Raw genomic sequence first — 14,688 nt, 5'->3', positions numbered from 1 at the left:
TTCGGTCACAGGATCGATAAAATTATGAATCCCCATTAACCTATCCGTGATCGCCCCGCAACCCTGCACCGCCTCAGGCGGCCATCCGACGGTATCCGGCGGTCACTGCGCCGGCTGCAATCAACAGGGTTCCGCCCGTTCTGTTAACGGCGCGTTGCACGCTTGCCTTGCGAATGAAGCCGCGTGCCATGTCGGCGACGAACACGTAAATGAGCGAGTTCAAGGCCGCCAAAGTCAGAAAAGTTGCCTCTAGAATAAGCGTTTGCTCAAGAAATGGTTTTGACATGTCGAGAAATTGCGGAACGAACGCAATGAAAAAGACGATGCTCTTCGGGTTGAGGGCCGTCACAACATATGCGTGTAAGAGAATTTTTAACGGTTTTTCCTCTGGGAGATTGTCATTGTCGCCCAGCGGACCCTTCACAATCGGGGCTCTCCAGAGCTTGATTCCGAGGAAAACGAGGTAGGCTGCGCCGATCAGCTTAAGAATCGTGAATAGTGTCGCTGATGTGGCAAGAAGGGCGCCGAGACCGGCAAGCGATGCGGTCATCGCGGTGAAATCGCCAAGCGTGACGCCAGTCACCGTTGCCAGCGCCGTCTTGCGGCCGTGGCCAAGCGCATAGGATATGACAAGGAGAATGGTCGGACCCGGTATGGCCAGCATGATGCAGGACGCGGCGGCGAAAGCGAGCCAGGTTTCGATGGACATAGAATCCTCCTCAATTCCTCTTCCGCCGCCAGCAAAGACATCGGATTTGCGATCCGTCAATCCGCTTGATTGTCAATCAGGCCGCTTGATTATCAATCATACCGTTTGATCACAGATCAGTCCGGTTGGTCACCGATGAGTCAGACCTGTGTGTATTTCTGCCCGATATGGTCCATGACTTTAGCGAACCAGGGAGCGGAAATATCGAAGGCCTTGCCGCCCTTGATGCGCGGGAATTCGATGACGCGAAGCTTGCCGCCCTGACCTTCATCATGTCCGGTGACGCCCGATACCTTATTCAGCGCACTTTCCACGGCAAGATCGACCATGCCCTGGATCAGGCGAAGGTCTTCGCCGTTTGCCGGCGCCGAGCGTGCGAAATAGCCTGACTTCTGTACCATGGAGCGTTCTGCGCCGATGATCGCTGCGAACTGTTTCTGGAACCAGCCGCCGACATTGATCGTATCGATCTTCACATGGCCGAAGGCATCGCGCTTGACGGCTTCGCCTGAGGCTTCGCGTTCTGCGACGATCGCGTCGAGGCCTGCGCCTTCTGAAACAAACAACGTCACCTGGCCGGTCTTTTCCATGATCGCGCGCAGACGTTCGCCTTCCGCCTCGATGTCGAAGACCATTTCCGGCAGATAGAGGCCGTCGATACGCTTAAGTTCGGCATTCATCATGAAGCCGTCGACATATTCATTGGCGCTGGTCTTCTGGATGTAGGCGCGTGCGGTCGCTGCCGTCAGCCAGCCACAGTGGCGGCCCATCACTTCATGAATGACGAGCGTTTTCGGTGCCGCGGTCTGTTCGTTGCTGACATTGTCGAAGAAGTCAGCGCCGACTTCGGCGGCCGTCCAGGCGCCGAGCGACTGGCGGATCGGCACGACGTCATTGTCGACGGTCTTCGGCAGGCCGACGACGGTCAGATCATAGCCGTTGGCGCCGAGATAGGCGGCAAGATCCGCGGCAGTCGTGTTGGTGTCGTCGCCGCCGATCGTGTGAAGGATGGTCACGCCATCGGAAGCCAGTCGCTCGGCTGCGACGCGCAGCGGGTTTTCGCCTTCCTTGACCAGGCCACGCTTGACGCAGTCTGCGATGTTGGTCAGCTTGACGCGGCTGTTGCCGATCGGCGAGCCGCCATAGCGATGCAGCAGATAGGCGCGTTCGCGCATGGCCGGCGTCACCTCGATGCTGTCTCCCAGCAGAACTCCCTGGTAGCCAGAACGATATGCGATGATGTCGAGATCAGGCGCCACGTCGCTATAGCGCTGGATCAGCCCGCCAACGGCAGACGAAAGGCAGGGCGCCAATCCACCGGCAGTGAGCATTGCGACTTTCTGTTTGGCCATGGGGATCCTCCTTGCAGTCAAGCTGCTTCATTTCAATGGTTGCGGTGGAAATGGATGCGACAGGCGGGCAGGGGTGTAAAGTAAAGAATTTAAGAAAACAGCGGTTTGTTTCGTCTTCAAAAGCCGGGCGAGGGCGATTGAGCGACAGTTCGCATCTGCAGCATCATTACCAAATTGTGAAAAGTGTTTTCGGACTTGCGACGAATGGACTGCTTGCATTGATAGGCATTATTTGATCAAGGTGTTCTACTGTTTCAGTAGGATATAGAGACCGGCATGTCGTTCTGGGAAAAATTGCTGAATGCTATCGGTAGCACTGCCGGCAATGCCCTGTCGGCGGTCGTCGAAGCTATTCGCACCGTCTTTGAAGGCGATCCGGAAACGCGCCGTAAGGTGGCATTTTCCGTTGCGATAATCGCTCTTTCCGCCAAGATGGCGAAAGCGGACGGCGTTGTGACGGAAAACGAGGTCAATGCGTTTCGCGAGATCTTCGAATTTCCGCCCGATCAAGCGAAAAACGTCGTCCGTCTTTATAATCTGGCGCGTCAAGATGTGGCCGGTTACGAAGCCTATGCGGAGCGGCTGTCCTCTCTTTGCGAAACCTGCACGAAGAATTGTCCTGTGCTGGAAGACGTGCTCGATGGTCTCTTCCATATCGCCAAGGCAGATGGTCTGATCCATGAGAAGGAAATGGACTTCCTTCAGCATGTCGCCGAGATCTTTCACATGAGCGAAGAGCGGTTCGAGCAGATCATGGCCCGTCATGTCAACGTTGGCGGTCGCGATCCATACAAGGTGCTCGGTGTGTCGCGCCAGGACGATTTCCCGACGATCCGTCGTCGCTACCATGGCCTCGTCTACGAGAACCATCCGGATCGCCTTGTGTCGCGTGGGGTGCCGGAAGAGTTCCATGCCATCGCCAATGAGCGTATGGCGGCTCTGAATGCGGCTTATGCCGAGATCGAGAAAGAACGCCGCGCAGCATGAGTGCATTCAAGGCCGATTTCGCTCGCGCCCATGTGCAGCCTTCGCCGAACCATGGCGAGAGGCGGGATGGGCGTCGGCCAGATATCATCCTCCTGCATTATACCGGTATGGGTACGGCCGAGGGTGGGCTCGATTGGCTCTGTCGTCCGGAGAGCCAGGTTTCGAGCCACTATTTCGTCTTCGAGGATGGGCGCGTCATGCAGCTTGTTCCCGAAGAGCGCCGAGCCTGGCATGCGGGCAAGAGCTCGTGGCATGGCGAGACCGATATCAATTCATCGTCGATCGGCATCGAGATCGCCAATGCCGGCCATCCCGGCGGACTGCCTGAATTCCCTGATGCGCAGATCGAAGCAGTGATCGAACTGTGTCGCGATTGCGGCCAACGCTGGGCAATCGCGCCAGAACGTGTGCTTGGACACTCCGATGTTGCGCCTGTGCGCAAGGTCGATCCGGGTGAAAAATTCCCGTGGGCGCGGCTGGCTGCGGCAGGTGTCGGGCATTGGGTTGAGCCGGCTTCGATCACCGGCGGACGGTTCTTCCAGAAGGGCGATGTAGGTCAGCCGATCGAGGCTTTGCAGTCCATGCTGTCCCTTTATGGTTACGGCACTGAAATAAATGGCGAATTCTCAGAAAAGCTGAAAGGGGAGGTCGAAGCCTTCCAACGGCATTTCCGGCCTGAGCGTATCGATGGTATCGCCGATTTTTCGACGATTGATACGCTGCATCGTCTCCTGTCGGCGCTACCCCGTTATTCCTAGCTCTTGCAGCTTTGTCGTCCGTCTTTATAGCCGGCTATTGATGCAAAAAAGCGTAACTCCCTGCTACGCCACATCTTTTCCCTATTATCTCCGCATTGCATTGGTCTAACGACGCTCGCTGAACGGCGGTCGCGCCGTCTGGGTTTGTGTGTCGCGCGGCCGTAGACGACTAATGGGGACTGTGCATTCCGGCGGCTCTTTTTGCCTCCAGCCGGACGTGACGGCTTGTGCCGTCCGCGGTCCCGCCCCTGGAGACAAAAGACTACATGAAAAATTTGATTGTTGCGGCTGCAGCATGCGTGGGCGTGCTGCTGGCGGGATATGATTGTGCCTTTGCGGGCCAGCGTCATGCAAAGCAGAAAACGGTTCCTCTCAAGATCGTCAGCCGCACTACCGGCTTTCCGGTTCCCAATGTTCCCGCCGAATTGCGCGATGCAGACACCTCCTTCGCACGGCAAAATCGTTATTCCGCATTGATTGCCAAATATGCCAAGCAGAATGGCGTTGCCGTTGAACTGGCGACCGCCGTCGTCAAGATCGAAAGCAATTTCAATCCGAAAACCCGGGGCAGTGCCGGTGAGATCGGACTTATGCAGATCAAGCCGGCAACCGCCCGGCTGATGGGATATACCGGAGGGGCCAAGGGGCTCTACGATCCCGAGACGAATATCAGATTCGGCATGAAATACCTGGCCATGGCGCAGGATCTCGGTGGCGGTCCGACCTGCAACACCATCCTCAAATACAATGCCGGGCATGGTGCCACGCGCATGAACCCGATCTCGAAGCGCTATTGCGGCAAGGTACTGGCGCTTCTGGACTGACGTCCGCTGCGTCAGGAATTACGGGGTAGGGCGGAATCGTCTTCCATGCTATCGAACCACTATTGTTTGCGAGGATCATAGCATGGCAGCGGATTTCAGGTTCATCGTCGTTGGCCGGGGCATGATGGGGGCAGCGGCTGCCCGTCACCTGGCAAATCAAACGGACGGCATCGCCGTCATCGGGCCGGATGAACCTGAAGATCGCGCCAGCCATCAGGGCGTATTCGGCAGCCATTACGACGAGGGCCGCATCACCCGGACGATCGATCCCGATGCCGATTGGGCCCGCCTAGCGAACCGTTCGATCAGCCGCTATGCGGAAATCGAACGGGATAGCGGCATCCAGTTCTATGCGCCGGTCGGTTGCCTCGTCACCGGTCCGAAACGGGGCGGGGAAACCACCTATGTCGGCGACGTCCTCGAAGCCGCCGACCGGCTCGGCGTTCAAACGGAAATCCTCGGCGATGCGGAGCTTGGGAATAAGTTTCCCTTCTTCTCCTTCGCATCGGGAAGCGAAGGTGTCTTTGAACCGCGTGGGGCAGGTCATATCAGTCCTCGCCGGTTGGTGAAGGCGCAGTCTCTGCTGGCGGAAAAAGCCGGCGCGCGCGTCATCAAGCAGACGGTGCTGTCGATCCGCGACGAGGGCGGCCTTGCAGTCGTGACGACCGCCGAGGGCGAGACATTCAGCGCCGAAAAGATATTGCTCGCAGCCGGCGGTTTCTCCATTGCCGAGAATCTCTTGCGGCAGCCGGTTGAGATGAAGGTTTATGGCCGAACGGTTACTTTCTTCGAGGTCAGCGAGACGGAGGCTGAAGCGCTTTCCGGCATGCCGTCGCTGATATCTAAATCAGCTGATGATGTGGACAGCATCTATATGCTGCCGCCGATCCGCTATCCGGACGGCAAATATTACATGAAGATCGGCGGCGATCCCGACGATCTGCAATTCACGACCGAGGCGGAGCTGCGCGCATGGTTCCGCACAGCCGGCCGCGACAAGGCGCGCGAGCATCTGGTGCGGATATTCCACCGGCTCGTTCCTGGCGTAAAACGACCTCCGGCTTTTACCAATTCCTGCGCTGTCTCCTATTCGCCGAGCGGCTACCCCATGATCGGATACACCTCTTCGCCGCGCGTTGCGGTTCTGACGGGCGGCTGCGGCACGGCTGCCAAGAGTTCGGATGAAATCGGCAGGCTCGGGGCGGAGCTGCTGCTCGCAGGTCGAATCAAGGACGAAGGCTACAGCACGGATTTCTCAGCGCATTTCCGCAACTGACATCCGCTCTTCACAAATCAGCATATTTCGATGGCAATTACGGGCGGTCTCGGTTAATGAGCCTGTGCCAGTTGGCCGGGCAGCCGCGCTTCATCAATGCCGAAAGGCGATGAGGTGAGGAAAGTCCGGGCTCCACGGAAACACGGTGCCGGATAACGTCCGGCGGGGGCAACCTCAGGGAAAGTGCCACAGAAAGCAAACCGCCCGGTCTCAGGATCGGGTAAGGGTGAAAGGGTGGGGTAAGAGCCCACCGCGTCTCTGGAAACAGCGGCGGCACGGAAAACCCCACCGGGAGCAAAACCGAATAGGGATGACACGGAGCGCGCAAGCGCTCCAGCCTGTTTCCGGGCCGGTCATCCGGGTGGGTTGCAAGAGGCGTCGCGCAAGCGCCGTCCCAGATGAATGGCTGCCACGTTCCGGCTTCGGTCGGAGCCATACAGAACCCGGCTTACAGGCCAACTGGCAAATCATCGCGTCACTTCGAAAGGCGCGTCCGACGCTTCCGCGAAATAATTTTGGACGCTGCCGAATGCCCTGAGTTTCTGGGGTTCTCGGCCTCGGTGGGCGAGGGTTTTCGCTTGTGAAAACAATCCGTTTCGGGACGTCTCCTGAAGCCGATCCTAACCTTTCGTTAAACTTAACGTCTTATGAATATTCAGGCTGCGGCCACGTCTGACGTGGCTTCATCCCATTGACGCCCATATGGTCCCATGGTATCCCAAAACAACACTGCACAAGGGCAAATCAGAGCCCAATCATCGCAAAGCCATGATTGCTCCCGTTCTGGGGGTGTCGGAAGGGCGTCGGCTCTTTCGGCTTGCGAAGCTGTGTCCGATTTTGGCTGTGCCTGCGAGCGAGTAGCGGCTTGCGGGTCATGGGGGACGGGTGTTTCGCGTCATGAGCCGCTTCCTGTCAAATGCGACCAACCGGATCGATTCCAAGGGGCGGGTTTCCGTGCCTGCGGCGTTTCGTTCCGTGCTGGCCGAGCGCAATATCCAGGAGTTGTACTGCTTCCAGGATTTTGTGTTTCCGGCGATCAGTGTCGGCGGTCTCGATCTGCTCGATCGCTTCGAGCGGCAGATTGCGGCGGACGATCCGTTTTCGCCGGCGGCGAACCAGATGTCGCTCCTCATTCACGGGGGCGGGGTCTTCATGAAGCTCGACGCCGAAGGGCGGTTGATGGTCACGGATTTCATTCGCGACTTCACCGGAATTGCAGGCGAAGTGACCTTCGTCGGGCGAGCGGATCATTTTCAATTGTGGCGACCGGAGGCTTTTCTGGCCTTGCAGTCGCAGGCACGAGAGGAGCGCAGGCTGGCGGGCAGGCGCTCGGAATAGAGCGAGGAAGCGGAATGGCGGCGAATTCAGGCGGAGGTTCTTCTGACGCCGGTGGCGGACCAGTTCGTCACATTCCGGTTCTTCTTTCGGAGGTGATCGAGGCGCTGGCTCCGGCGCCCGGCAAAATCATTCTCGATGGAACGTTCGGAGCTGGCGGCTATACATCGGCCATCCTCAAGGCCGGTGCCAATGTGATCGCGCTCGATCGCGATCCGACGGCGATCGCTGCAGGGCAGGCGCTCGTTTCGGCCCACGCCGGCCACCTCAATCTTATTCAATCGCAGTTTTCCGAGTTGGCCGATCATGCGCCGGATGGCGGCCTTGACGGTATCGTGCTCGATATCGGCGTCTCGTCCATGCAGATCGACGAGGCCGAGCGCGGCTTTTCCTTCAGCAAGAACGGCCCGCTCGATATGCGGATGTCGGCAAGCGGCGTGTCGGCTGCCGATGTCGTCAATCGCGCAAAGCTTGCCGATCTCATTCGCATCTTCGTGTTTCTGGGCGAGGAAAAGCAGGCGCCGCGCATCGCGCATGCAATCGAGAAGCGCCGTGCGGAGGCTCCTTTCGTGACCACCCGCGATCTGGCCGGGTTGATCGAGGTCGTGACGCCGCGAAAGGCGAAGGACAAGATCCATCCGGCTACACGCGTCTTTCAGGCCTTGCGCATTTTCGTCAATGACGAGCTCGGCGAACTGGCCCAGGCATTGTTTGCGGCAGAGCGCGCCCTCAAGCCGGGCGGCCGCCTGGTTGTCGTCACCTTCCATTCGCTGGAGGACCGGATCGTCAAGAAGTTCTTCGCCGATCGCTCGGGTCGTGCTGCCGGGTCGCGGCACATGCCGATCGTGAACGAGCGGCCTGCCACCTTCGAGCCGGTCGGCAAGTCGATGATTTCTGCGAGTGACGCTGAGGCGGAGGTCAATCCGCGCGCTCGTTCGGCCAAGTTGCGTGCGGGGGTTCGCACCTTGGCTCCGGCGGAGGCGGCAGATCTTTCGATCTTCGATCTGCCCAATCTCGCCAGTCTTGGAAAGCTTGGGGGCTGAAATGCTGAAGACCTTTGACATCGTGCTGATCGGCGTCATGACGGCCATGGCCAGCGTGACCTATACGATCAAGCATCGTGCCGAGCTGAAGCTGGAAGAGGTTCATCGCCTCGAATCCGAAATCAAGCTTGAGAGGGATACGATCGATCTCCTCAAGGCGGACTGGGCGCTGGTTTCCCAGCCGAACCGGCTTGAGCGCCTCGTCAATAACTATAATAGCGAACTTCAGCTGCAGCCGACGCTCTCGACGGCGATCGTTCAGCCGAGCGAATTGCCGATGCTGCGCTCGCAGCTTCCGCCGCCAACGGTAACAGCCTCCAACGATCCGAAAAGCGGCAAGGCGGGTGGCGCCAAGAGCGGCGCATCGACCGCCTCGAGCAATGGCGATACGACGGATGCGCAGATCAGGAAGGCGATTGCCGATGTGGCCGCCGCTCCGGCGCCACGACCGAAACCGCCGGCTCTTGCCAAGCGTAAGAAGCCGGATGTCGACAACATGGCAACGGGATCGGTGAGGGAATAATGTCTTTTCTTTCTCGCATCATGGTTCTGAAGAGCAAGGCCCACTTCTCCACCGACGGCAACAACCGCCCAAGCGATGGATTCTCCCGTTCGAGCTTCGAGGGCGTGCGCAAACGCAAGTCCAATCAGGCAAAAAGCCGCGTCGTCCTGCTAGTGGCAAGCTTCGTTGCCGTCTACTGCGTGATCGGCGGTCGGCTCGCCCAGTTCGCCATGACATTGCCGGATATGACATCAAGCATTCTGCCGCCGGATCGTCTGATGGCCTCGCGTCCAGACATCGTCGACCGCAACGGCGCGCTGCTTGCAACAGACATCCGTACCGTCTCGCTGTTTGCCGAGCCGAACAAGATCATCGACGTAGATGAGGCCGTCGAGGAGCTGCGCAAGGTCTTGCCAGATCTCGATACCAAGTCGACCTATAAGAAGCTTTCAGCAAAATCCTCGCACTTTGCCTGGCTTCGCCGCCAGCTGACGCCGAAGCAGCAGAGCCAGATTCTGGCGCTCGGCATTCCCGGCATCGGCTTCCGCCCCGAGAAGCGTCGCTTCTATCCGGGCGGTACGACCGCTCCTCACATCCTGGGTTACGTCAATATCGACAATCGCGGCGTTGCCGGAATGGAGAAATATATCGACGATCAGGGGCTTGCCGATCTCGCTGCTGCTGGCATGACCAACGATCAGCCGCTGCAGCCGGTGAAGCTTTCGATCGATCTGCGTGTGCAAGGCATTGTCCGCGATGCGGTCGTCAACGCCGTCAAGAATTTTCAGGCCAAGGGCGCAGGTGCCGCGGTCCTCGACGTCCACACTGGCGAGGTTCTCGGCATGGCCTCTGCTCCCGACTTCGATCCCAACTATCCGAACGAGGGCGCTACCGAAGGCTGGCTCAACCGCATGACGAACGGCACGTTCGAAATGGGGTCGACCTTCAAGACCTTCACCATGGCCATGGCGCTCGATGATGGCAAGGTGACGTTGCGTGATGCCTTCGATGCCACTAATCCGATCCGCATCGGTGGTTTTACCATCAAGGATTTCCACGGCCAGCGTCGCGTTTTGACCGTTCCTGAAATCTTCCAGTACTCCTCGAACATCGGCACGGCCAAGATCGCCGATATCGTCGGTATCGAAGGCCATAAGGAATTCCTCACCCGTATCGGTCTGCTCTCGAAGATGCAGACCGAATTGCCCGAGGTGAAAATGCCGTCGCAGCCGCGCGTCTGGAAGAAGATCAATTCTATCACGATCTCCTTCGGTCACGGTGTCTCGACGACACCGCTGCAGACAGCTGTCGCGGGAGCGGCGCTCGTCAATGGCGGTAAGCTGATCGAGCCGACCTTCCTGCCGCGCACGCGCGACCAGGCCGACGCCATCGCCAAGATGGTCGTCAAAAAGAGTACCAGCGATGACGTGCGCTTCCTGCTCGAGTTCAACGGCACCAGGGGCTCGGGTCGCAACGCCCGCGTTCCCGGCTACAATGTCGGCAGCAAGACCGGCACGGCCGATAAGGTGGTCAACGGCCGGTATTCCAATACGCTGAACTTCAACACCTTCATGGCCGTGTTTCCGATCGACAATCCGCAATACATCGTCATGACCTTCATCGACGAGCCGAAGAGCGGCGAGCGCGGCGGCGGGACGATTTCGGCCTTCACGGCCTTGCCGATCGCCCGTGATATCGTCGCCCGCGCGGCGCCGATTCTCGGGGTGCAGCCCAGTTTTGGAAAAGATGACTCGGCCTTGCTGGCGTCTTATTAAGCGTGAAAGAATACACACGTCGATTCGCGAGGGGCGGACTGATCGAGAAGGCGAAAAGTACATTCGATGAACTTGCGGGATATTGCCGGAAATACGTTTCCGGAACTCAACACACAAATTGGCGGGGCGCTTGGCGATCTTGAGATAAGCGGGATCTCCGCGGACAGCCGAAAGGTGGCGCCGGGGATGGCATTTGTCGCCGTTGCCGGGACGAAGGCCGACGGCGCAAGTTTCATCGCCGATGCCGTTGCGCGCGGTGCCTCCGTCATCGTTGCAAGCCACGACGCCGGTGCCGGCAATGTGCCATTGCTGCAGGTTGGCGAGCCGCGCCGGTTTCTCTCAGTTGCCGCTTCCCGCTTCTACGGACGCCAGCCTGAAACGATGGTGGCGGTGACGGGAACGGCCGGGAAGACCTCGGTTGCTTCCTTTACACGCCAGATCTGGGCCTATGCCGGTCATCCGGCCGCGATGATCGGCACGACCGGTGTCGTTTCGCCGACCCGTAACGAATATGGTGCGTTGACGACGCCCGACCCGGTGTCGCTGCATAAGCTGCTGGCCGAACTTGCTGACGAGGGTGTCACGCATGCGGCCATGGAAGCATCCAGCCACGGCCTCGACCAGTTCCGGCTCGATGGCGTGAAGCTCGCCGCTGCTGCCTTCACCAATCTTGGCCGTGACCACATGGACTACCATCCGACGGTCGAGGACTATATGGCCGCCAAGATGCGGTTGTTTCGGGATTTGCTGCCAAAGGGCTCGCCGGCCGTCATTTTTGCCGATGATGCCTGGTCCCCTCAGGCAATCGCCGCCGCCCGCGATGCGGGGCATGATGTCCGCACTGTCGGGCGCAAGGGCGATTTTTTGACGTTGAAGCGCGTCGAGCACTTCCGCCACAAGCAGATCGCCGAGGTTCATGTCGGCGACGACATCTTTGAAGTTCATATCCCACTGGCCGGCGATTTTCAGATCGCCAATGCGTTGGTTGCAGCTGGTCTTGCCATCTCGACCGGCGTTGCTGCACCAGTCGCCATGGCGGCACTTGAGAAGCTCGTCGGTGCGTCGGGCCGGCTGGAGCTGGTCGGGCATACGCATGACGGCGCGCTTGCCTATGTCGACTATGCCCACAAGCCGGATGCGCTTGAGAACGTTCTGAATTCAGTACGGCCGTTCACGACGGGCCGCGTCATCGTCGTCTTCGGCTGTGGCGGCGACCGCGATCGCGGCAAGCGTCCGATCATGGGCGAGATCGCCTGCCGTCTTGCTGATGTCGTCGTCGTTACCGACGATAATCCACGCTCGGAAGATCCGGCAACGATCCGTGAGGAAATCATGACGGCTGCAGCCTGCGCGACCGAGATCGGTGATCGCGCCGAAGCGATCCGCAAGGCAGTCGGGCTGCTGAAATCCGGCGACACGCTGATCGTCGCCGGCAAGGGGCATGAGGAAGGTCAGACGATCGGCGGCGTGACGCTGCCGTTCTCCGACCATGCCGAATTGCGCAAAGCATTGGAGGATTTGAAGTCTTGAGCTGGTTATGGACAACTGAGGATTTGATCGCTGCAATCTCTGGCCGCTCCTTCGGAGCATTGCCCGAGGGCATTACGGGCATTTCCATAGACAGTCGTTCCATCCAGCCGGGCGAGGCTTTTTTCGCCATCAAGGGTGATCGCGTCGACGGTCACGACTATGCCAATATCGCCATGGCGAACGGCGCAGCCTTCATCGTCATCAGCGAGGCGCGCCTGCCGGCAATGGGCAGTCTGACCGTGCCGAAGGTGGTCGTGGATGATGTCCTGGCGGCGCTTGCACGGCTCGGTGTTGCCGCCCGCAAGCGTACGCGGGCGAAGATTATCGCCGTCACCGGTTCGGTCGGCAAGACGACGACCAAGGAGATGCTGCGCCGTGCGCTGACGCCATCAGGCAAGGTGCACGCCTCCGTTGCCTCCTTCAACAATCATTGGGGTGTTCCGCTGACTTTGGCGCGCATGCCCGAGGACACCGATTTCGGCGTTTTCGAGATCGGCATGAACCATCCCGAAGAGATCAGGCCGCTTGTCAAGATGGTGCAGCCTCATGTGGCGATCATCACCACGATCGCGCCGGCCCATCTCGGCAATTTCAATAGCATCACCGAAATTGCCGCCGCGAAGGCGGAAATTTTCGACGGTGTCGTGCCGGGCGGCCATGCCATTCTCAATCATGACAACGATCAGTTCGAGATGCTGGAAAAGGCTGCGGTGGCGGCCGGCATCGAGCATGTGCATAGCTTCGGCCAGCACGCGAAGGCCGATGTGCGCCTCGCGGAGTTCAATGCTTCGGAGGAAAATTCGACGCTTTGGCTGACGATCGGCGGCGAGACGATGGAAGTGGCGCTTGGCGCACCTGGCCGCCATATCGCGGAAAATGCACTTGCCGTGCTCGGCGCGGTCATGCTCGTGGAAGCCGATCTCGATCAGGCGGTCGATGCGCTGGCCGACCTGCAGCCCGAAAAGGGCAGGGGTCAACGCCACAAGCGCGCGATCGGCAACGGCTACTTCACGGTGATCGACGAGAGCTACAACGCCAATCCGGCATCAATGCGCGCGGCCATCGCGCTGCTGGCGACGACATCGCCGCATGCAGGGCCAGGCGGACGGCCGGGCAAGCGAGTCGCCATGCTCGGCGACATGCTGGAAATGGGGGATTACGCTCAGCGCGTGCATGCCAACCTTGCCGGGCCGCTACTTGCGGCCGGCATCGAGCATGTCTGGCTGGCGGGTCCGGAGATGGCGGCTTTGAGGGATGAGCTGCCGGAAAGTGTTCATGTCGAATATCACGAGACGACTGAGGAGCTCTCGGAATTCGCGCTCAATTCTGTCGCCCCCGGCGATGTCTTGATGGTGAAATCGTCGCTGGGAATGGGGTTTGGAAAGATCATTGCGGGTTTGCTTGACAAGTTTCCCGCATTTTCCGACACGGGCCTCCACACCCATCAGGGGCTTTAGAAAGGGCTCTTATGCTGATCTGGCTTGCCGAACTGTCGGACCATATTCATTTTTTCAGTACCCACTTCAGATTCCTCAATCTGTTCAGATACATCACGTTCCGTACCGGCGGTGCCCTGTTCACGTCAGCGTTGATCGTTTTTCTCTTCGGGCCGCGAATCATCGCCTCCTTGCGCGTACGTCAGGGTAAGGGGCAGCCGATCCGCGCCGATGGTCCGCAGACGCATTTCAAGAAGGCCGGCACCCCGACCATGGGCGGCCTGATGATCCTCGCCGGCATCGTCGTCTCGTCGCTGCTTTGGGCTGATCTCGCCAATGTCTATGTCGTTGCCACCCTGCTAGTGACGCTCGGCTTCGGCGCGATCGGCTTCTATGACGACTATCTCAAGGTGACCAAGCAGAGCGACAAGGGTTTTTCCGGCCGCGCGCGTCTTGGCATTGAATTCGTGATTGCCGCGATTGCCGTCTATTTCATGATGACGACCGCGCTGTCCTCCGGCCCGGCCGGTTCGACCTTCGGCTCGTCTGTCGCCTTCCCCTTCTTCAAGAGCCTGCTGCTCAATCTCGGCATGTTCTTCGTGTTCTTCGGTGCATTCGTCATCGTTGCCGCCGGCAATGCCGTCAACCTGACGGACGGTCTCGACGGGCTCGCGATCGTGCCTGTGATGATTGCGGCCGCTTCGTTCGGCATCATCTCCTATCTCGCGGGCAACTTCGTCTTTGCCGACTATCTGGCGATCAATTTCGTGCCTGGCACGGGTGAGCTTGCCGTTGTTCTCGGTGCTGTCATCGGGGCGGGTCTTGGCTTTCTCTGGTTCAATGCGCCCCCGGCCGCCATCTTCATGGGCGACACGGGCTCTCTGGCACTCGGCGGAATGATCGGCTCGGTTGCGGTTGCCACCAAGCACGAGATCGTCATGGCGATCATCGGCGGCCTCTTCGTGCTTGAGGCGCTTTCCGTCATCATCCAGGTCGGCTTCTTCAAGATGACCAAGCGCCGTGTCTTCCTGATGGCGCCGATCCACCATCACTTCGAAAAGAAGGGTTGGACGGAAAGCCAGGTCGTCGTGCGGTTCTGGATCGTCGCCGTCATCCTGGCGATGATCGGCCTCTCCACTCTGAAGCTGCGGTGAGGCAAGA

The 14,688-nt window shown here is 59.3% G+C and carries 13 protein-coding genes and 1 other RNA gene; 12 read left to right on the top strand and 2 right to left on the bottom strand.

Features of this window, described 5'->3' with window-relative positions; translation table 11 throughout:
• Positions 1-73: 73 nt before the first annotated feature.
• Together AC13Q5_RS07395 and AC13Q5_RS07390 are read right to left on the bottom strand one after the other, a co-directional pair.
• Complete coding sequence (locus tag AC13Q5_RS07395) at positions 74-709, bottom strand: LysE family translocator (protein WP_075850933.1); 636 nt, start codon at positions 707-709, stop codon at positions 74-76.
• 140 nt (positions 710-849) lie between these two features.
• Complete coding sequence (locus AC13Q5_RS07390) at positions 850-2,061, bottom strand: pyrophosphate--fructose-6-phosphate 1-phosphotransferase (protein ID WP_075850932.1); 1,212 nt, start codon at positions 2,059-2,061, stop codon at positions 850-852.
• Between the two features lie 276 nt (positions 2,062-2,337).
• Here AC13Q5_RS07390 and AC13Q5_RS07385 point away from each other — a divergent pair, with 276 nt between their 5' ends.
• The 12 genes from AC13Q5_RS07385 (at position 2,338) to mraY (ending at position 14,681) form a co-directional block, all read left to right on the top strand.
• Complete coding sequence (locus AC13Q5_RS07385) at positions 2,338-3,048, top strand: TerB family tellurite resistance protein (protein ID WP_488501291.1); 711 nt, start codon at positions 2,338-2,340, stop codon at positions 3,046-3,048.
• Complete coding sequence (locus AC13Q5_RS07380) at positions 3,045-3,806, top strand: N-acetylmuramoyl-L-alanine amidase (RefSeq protein ID WP_488501290.1); 762 nt, start codon at positions 3,045-3,047, stop codon at positions 3,804-3,806. Before AC13Q5_RS07385 ends, AC13Q5_RS07380 begins: the two co-directional genes overlap by 4 nt.
• Positions 3,807-4,072: 266 nt before the next feature.
• Positions 4,073-4,630: a lytic transglycosylase domain-containing protein gene (locus AC13Q5_RS07375; protein WP_075850930.1), complete on the top strand. Its 558-nt coding sequence runs from the start codon at positions 4,073-4,075 to the stop codon at positions 4,628-4,630.
• Between the two features lie 82 nt (positions 4,631-4,712).
• Positions 4,713-5,906: an NAD(P)/FAD-dependent oxidoreductase gene (locus AC13Q5_RS07370; RefSeq protein WP_488501289.1), complete on the top strand. Its 1,194-nt coding sequence runs from the start codon at positions 4,713-4,715 to the stop codon at positions 5,904-5,906.
• A gap of 67 nt (positions 5,907-5,973) precedes the next feature.
• Positions 5,974-6,373, top strand: an RNA gene (rnpB, locus tag AC13Q5_RS07365) — RNase P RNA component class A.
• A 430-nt stretch (positions 6,374-6,803) separates the two neighbouring features.
• Entirely contained in the window at positions 6,804-7,244 is a 441-nt protein-coding gene (mraZ, locus tag AC13Q5_RS07360; RefSeq protein ID WP_488501288.1) for a division/cell wall cluster transcriptional repressor MraZ, read from the top strand.
• Positions 7,245-7,258: 14 nt separating this feature from the next.
• The gene (rsmH, locus tag AC13Q5_RS07355) at positions 7,259-8,284 is read left to right on the top strand and encodes a 16S rRNA (cytosine(1402)-N(4))-methyltransferase RsmH (protein ID WP_488501287.1); all 1,026 of its coding nucleotides are present in this window, start codon (positions 7,259-7,261) and stop codon (positions 8,282-8,284) included.
• A 1-nt stretch (position 8,285) separates the two neighbouring features.
• Positions 8,286-8,807 (top strand): cell division protein FtsL, encoded by a 522-nt coding sequence (ftsL, locus tag AC13Q5_RS07350; protein ID WP_457881874.1) that lies wholly within the window; start codon positions 8,286-8,288, stop codon positions 8,805-8,807.
• Positions 8,807-10,561, top strand: coding sequence for a peptidoglycan D,D-transpeptidase FtsI family protein (locus tag AC13Q5_RS07345; protein WP_075850925.1), 1,755 nt, complete (start codon positions 8,807-8,809; stop codon positions 10,559-10,561). The genes ftsL and AC13Q5_RS07345 overlap by 1 nt, the downstream gene beginning before the upstream one ends.
• A gap of 66 nt (positions 10,562-10,627) precedes the next feature.
• Positions 10,628-12,091, top strand: coding sequence for a UDP-N-acetylmuramoyl-L-alanyl-D-glutamate--2,6-diaminopimelate ligase (locus tag AC13Q5_RS07340; protein WP_075850924.1), 1,464 nt, complete (start codon positions 10,628-10,630; stop codon positions 12,089-12,091).
• On the top strand, positions 12,088-13,548 hold the full coding sequence (locus AC13Q5_RS07335; protein ID WP_488501286.1) for a UDP-N-acetylmuramoylalanyl-D-glutamyl-2,6-diaminopimelate--D-alanyl-D-alanine ligase: 1,461 nt from the start codon (positions 12,088-12,090) through the stop codon (positions 13,546-13,548). The genes AC13Q5_RS07340 and AC13Q5_RS07335 overlap by 4 nt, the downstream gene beginning before the upstream one ends.
• An 11-nt stretch (positions 13,549-13,559) precedes the next feature.
• A complete protein-coding gene (gene mraY / locus AC13Q5_RS07330; RefSeq protein ID WP_075850922.1) occupies positions 13,560-14,681 on the top strand; it encodes a phospho-N-acetylmuramoyl-pentapeptide-transferase in 1,122 nt (373 codons plus the stop codon).
• The last annotated feature ends 7 nt before the right edge of the window (positions 14,682-14,688 follow it).

Source organism: Martinezella sp. CNPSo 3964, assembly GCF_057784375.1.
This window is presented reverse-complemented; position numbering and strand designations above follow the sequence as displayed.

Coding starts and splice junctions, on each gene's coding strand:
- AC13Q5_RS07395 (WP_075850933.1), bottom strand. CDS start 709: ATGTCCATCGAAACCTGGCTCGCTTTCGCCGCCGCGTCCTGCATCATG.
- AC13Q5_RS07390 (WP_075850932.1), bottom strand. CDS start 2,061: ATGGCCAAACAGAAAGTCGCAATGCTCACTGCCGGTGGATTGGCGCCC.
- AC13Q5_RS07385 (WP_488501291.1), top strand. CDS start 2,338: ATGTCGTTCTGGGAAAAATTGCTGAATGCTATCGGTAGCACTGCCGGC.
- AC13Q5_RS07380 (WP_488501290.1), top strand. CDS start 3,045: ATGAGTGCATTCAAGGCCGATTTCGCTCGCGCCCATGTGCAGCCTTCG.
- AC13Q5_RS07375 (WP_075850930.1), top strand. CDS start 4,073: ATGAAAAATTTGATTGTTGCGGCTGCAGCATGCGTGGGCGTGCTGCTG.
- AC13Q5_RS07370 (WP_488501289.1), top strand. CDS start 4,713: ATGGCAGCGGATTTCAGGTTCATCGTCGTTGGCCGGGGCATGATGGGG.
- mraZ (WP_488501288.1), top strand. CDS start 6,804: ATGAGCCGCTTCCTGTCAAATGCGACCAACCGGATCGATTCCAAGGGG.
- rsmH (WP_488501287.1), top strand. CDS start 7,259: ATGGCGGCGAATTCAGGCGGAGGTTCTTCTGACGCCGGTGGCGGACCA.
- ftsL (WP_457881874.1), top strand. CDS start 8,286: ATGCTGAAGACCTTTGACATCGTGCTGATCGGCGTCATGACGGCCATG.
- AC13Q5_RS07345 (WP_075850925.1), top strand. CDS start 8,807: ATGTCTTTTCTTTCTCGCATCATGGTTCTGAAGAGCAAGGCCCACTTC.
- AC13Q5_RS07340 (WP_075850924.1), top strand. CDS start 10,628: ATGAACTTGCGGGATATTGCCGGAAATACGTTTCCGGAACTCAACACA.
- mraY (WP_075850922.1), top strand. CDS start 13,560: ATGCTGATCTGGCTTGCCGAACTGTCGGACCATATTCATTTTTTCAGT.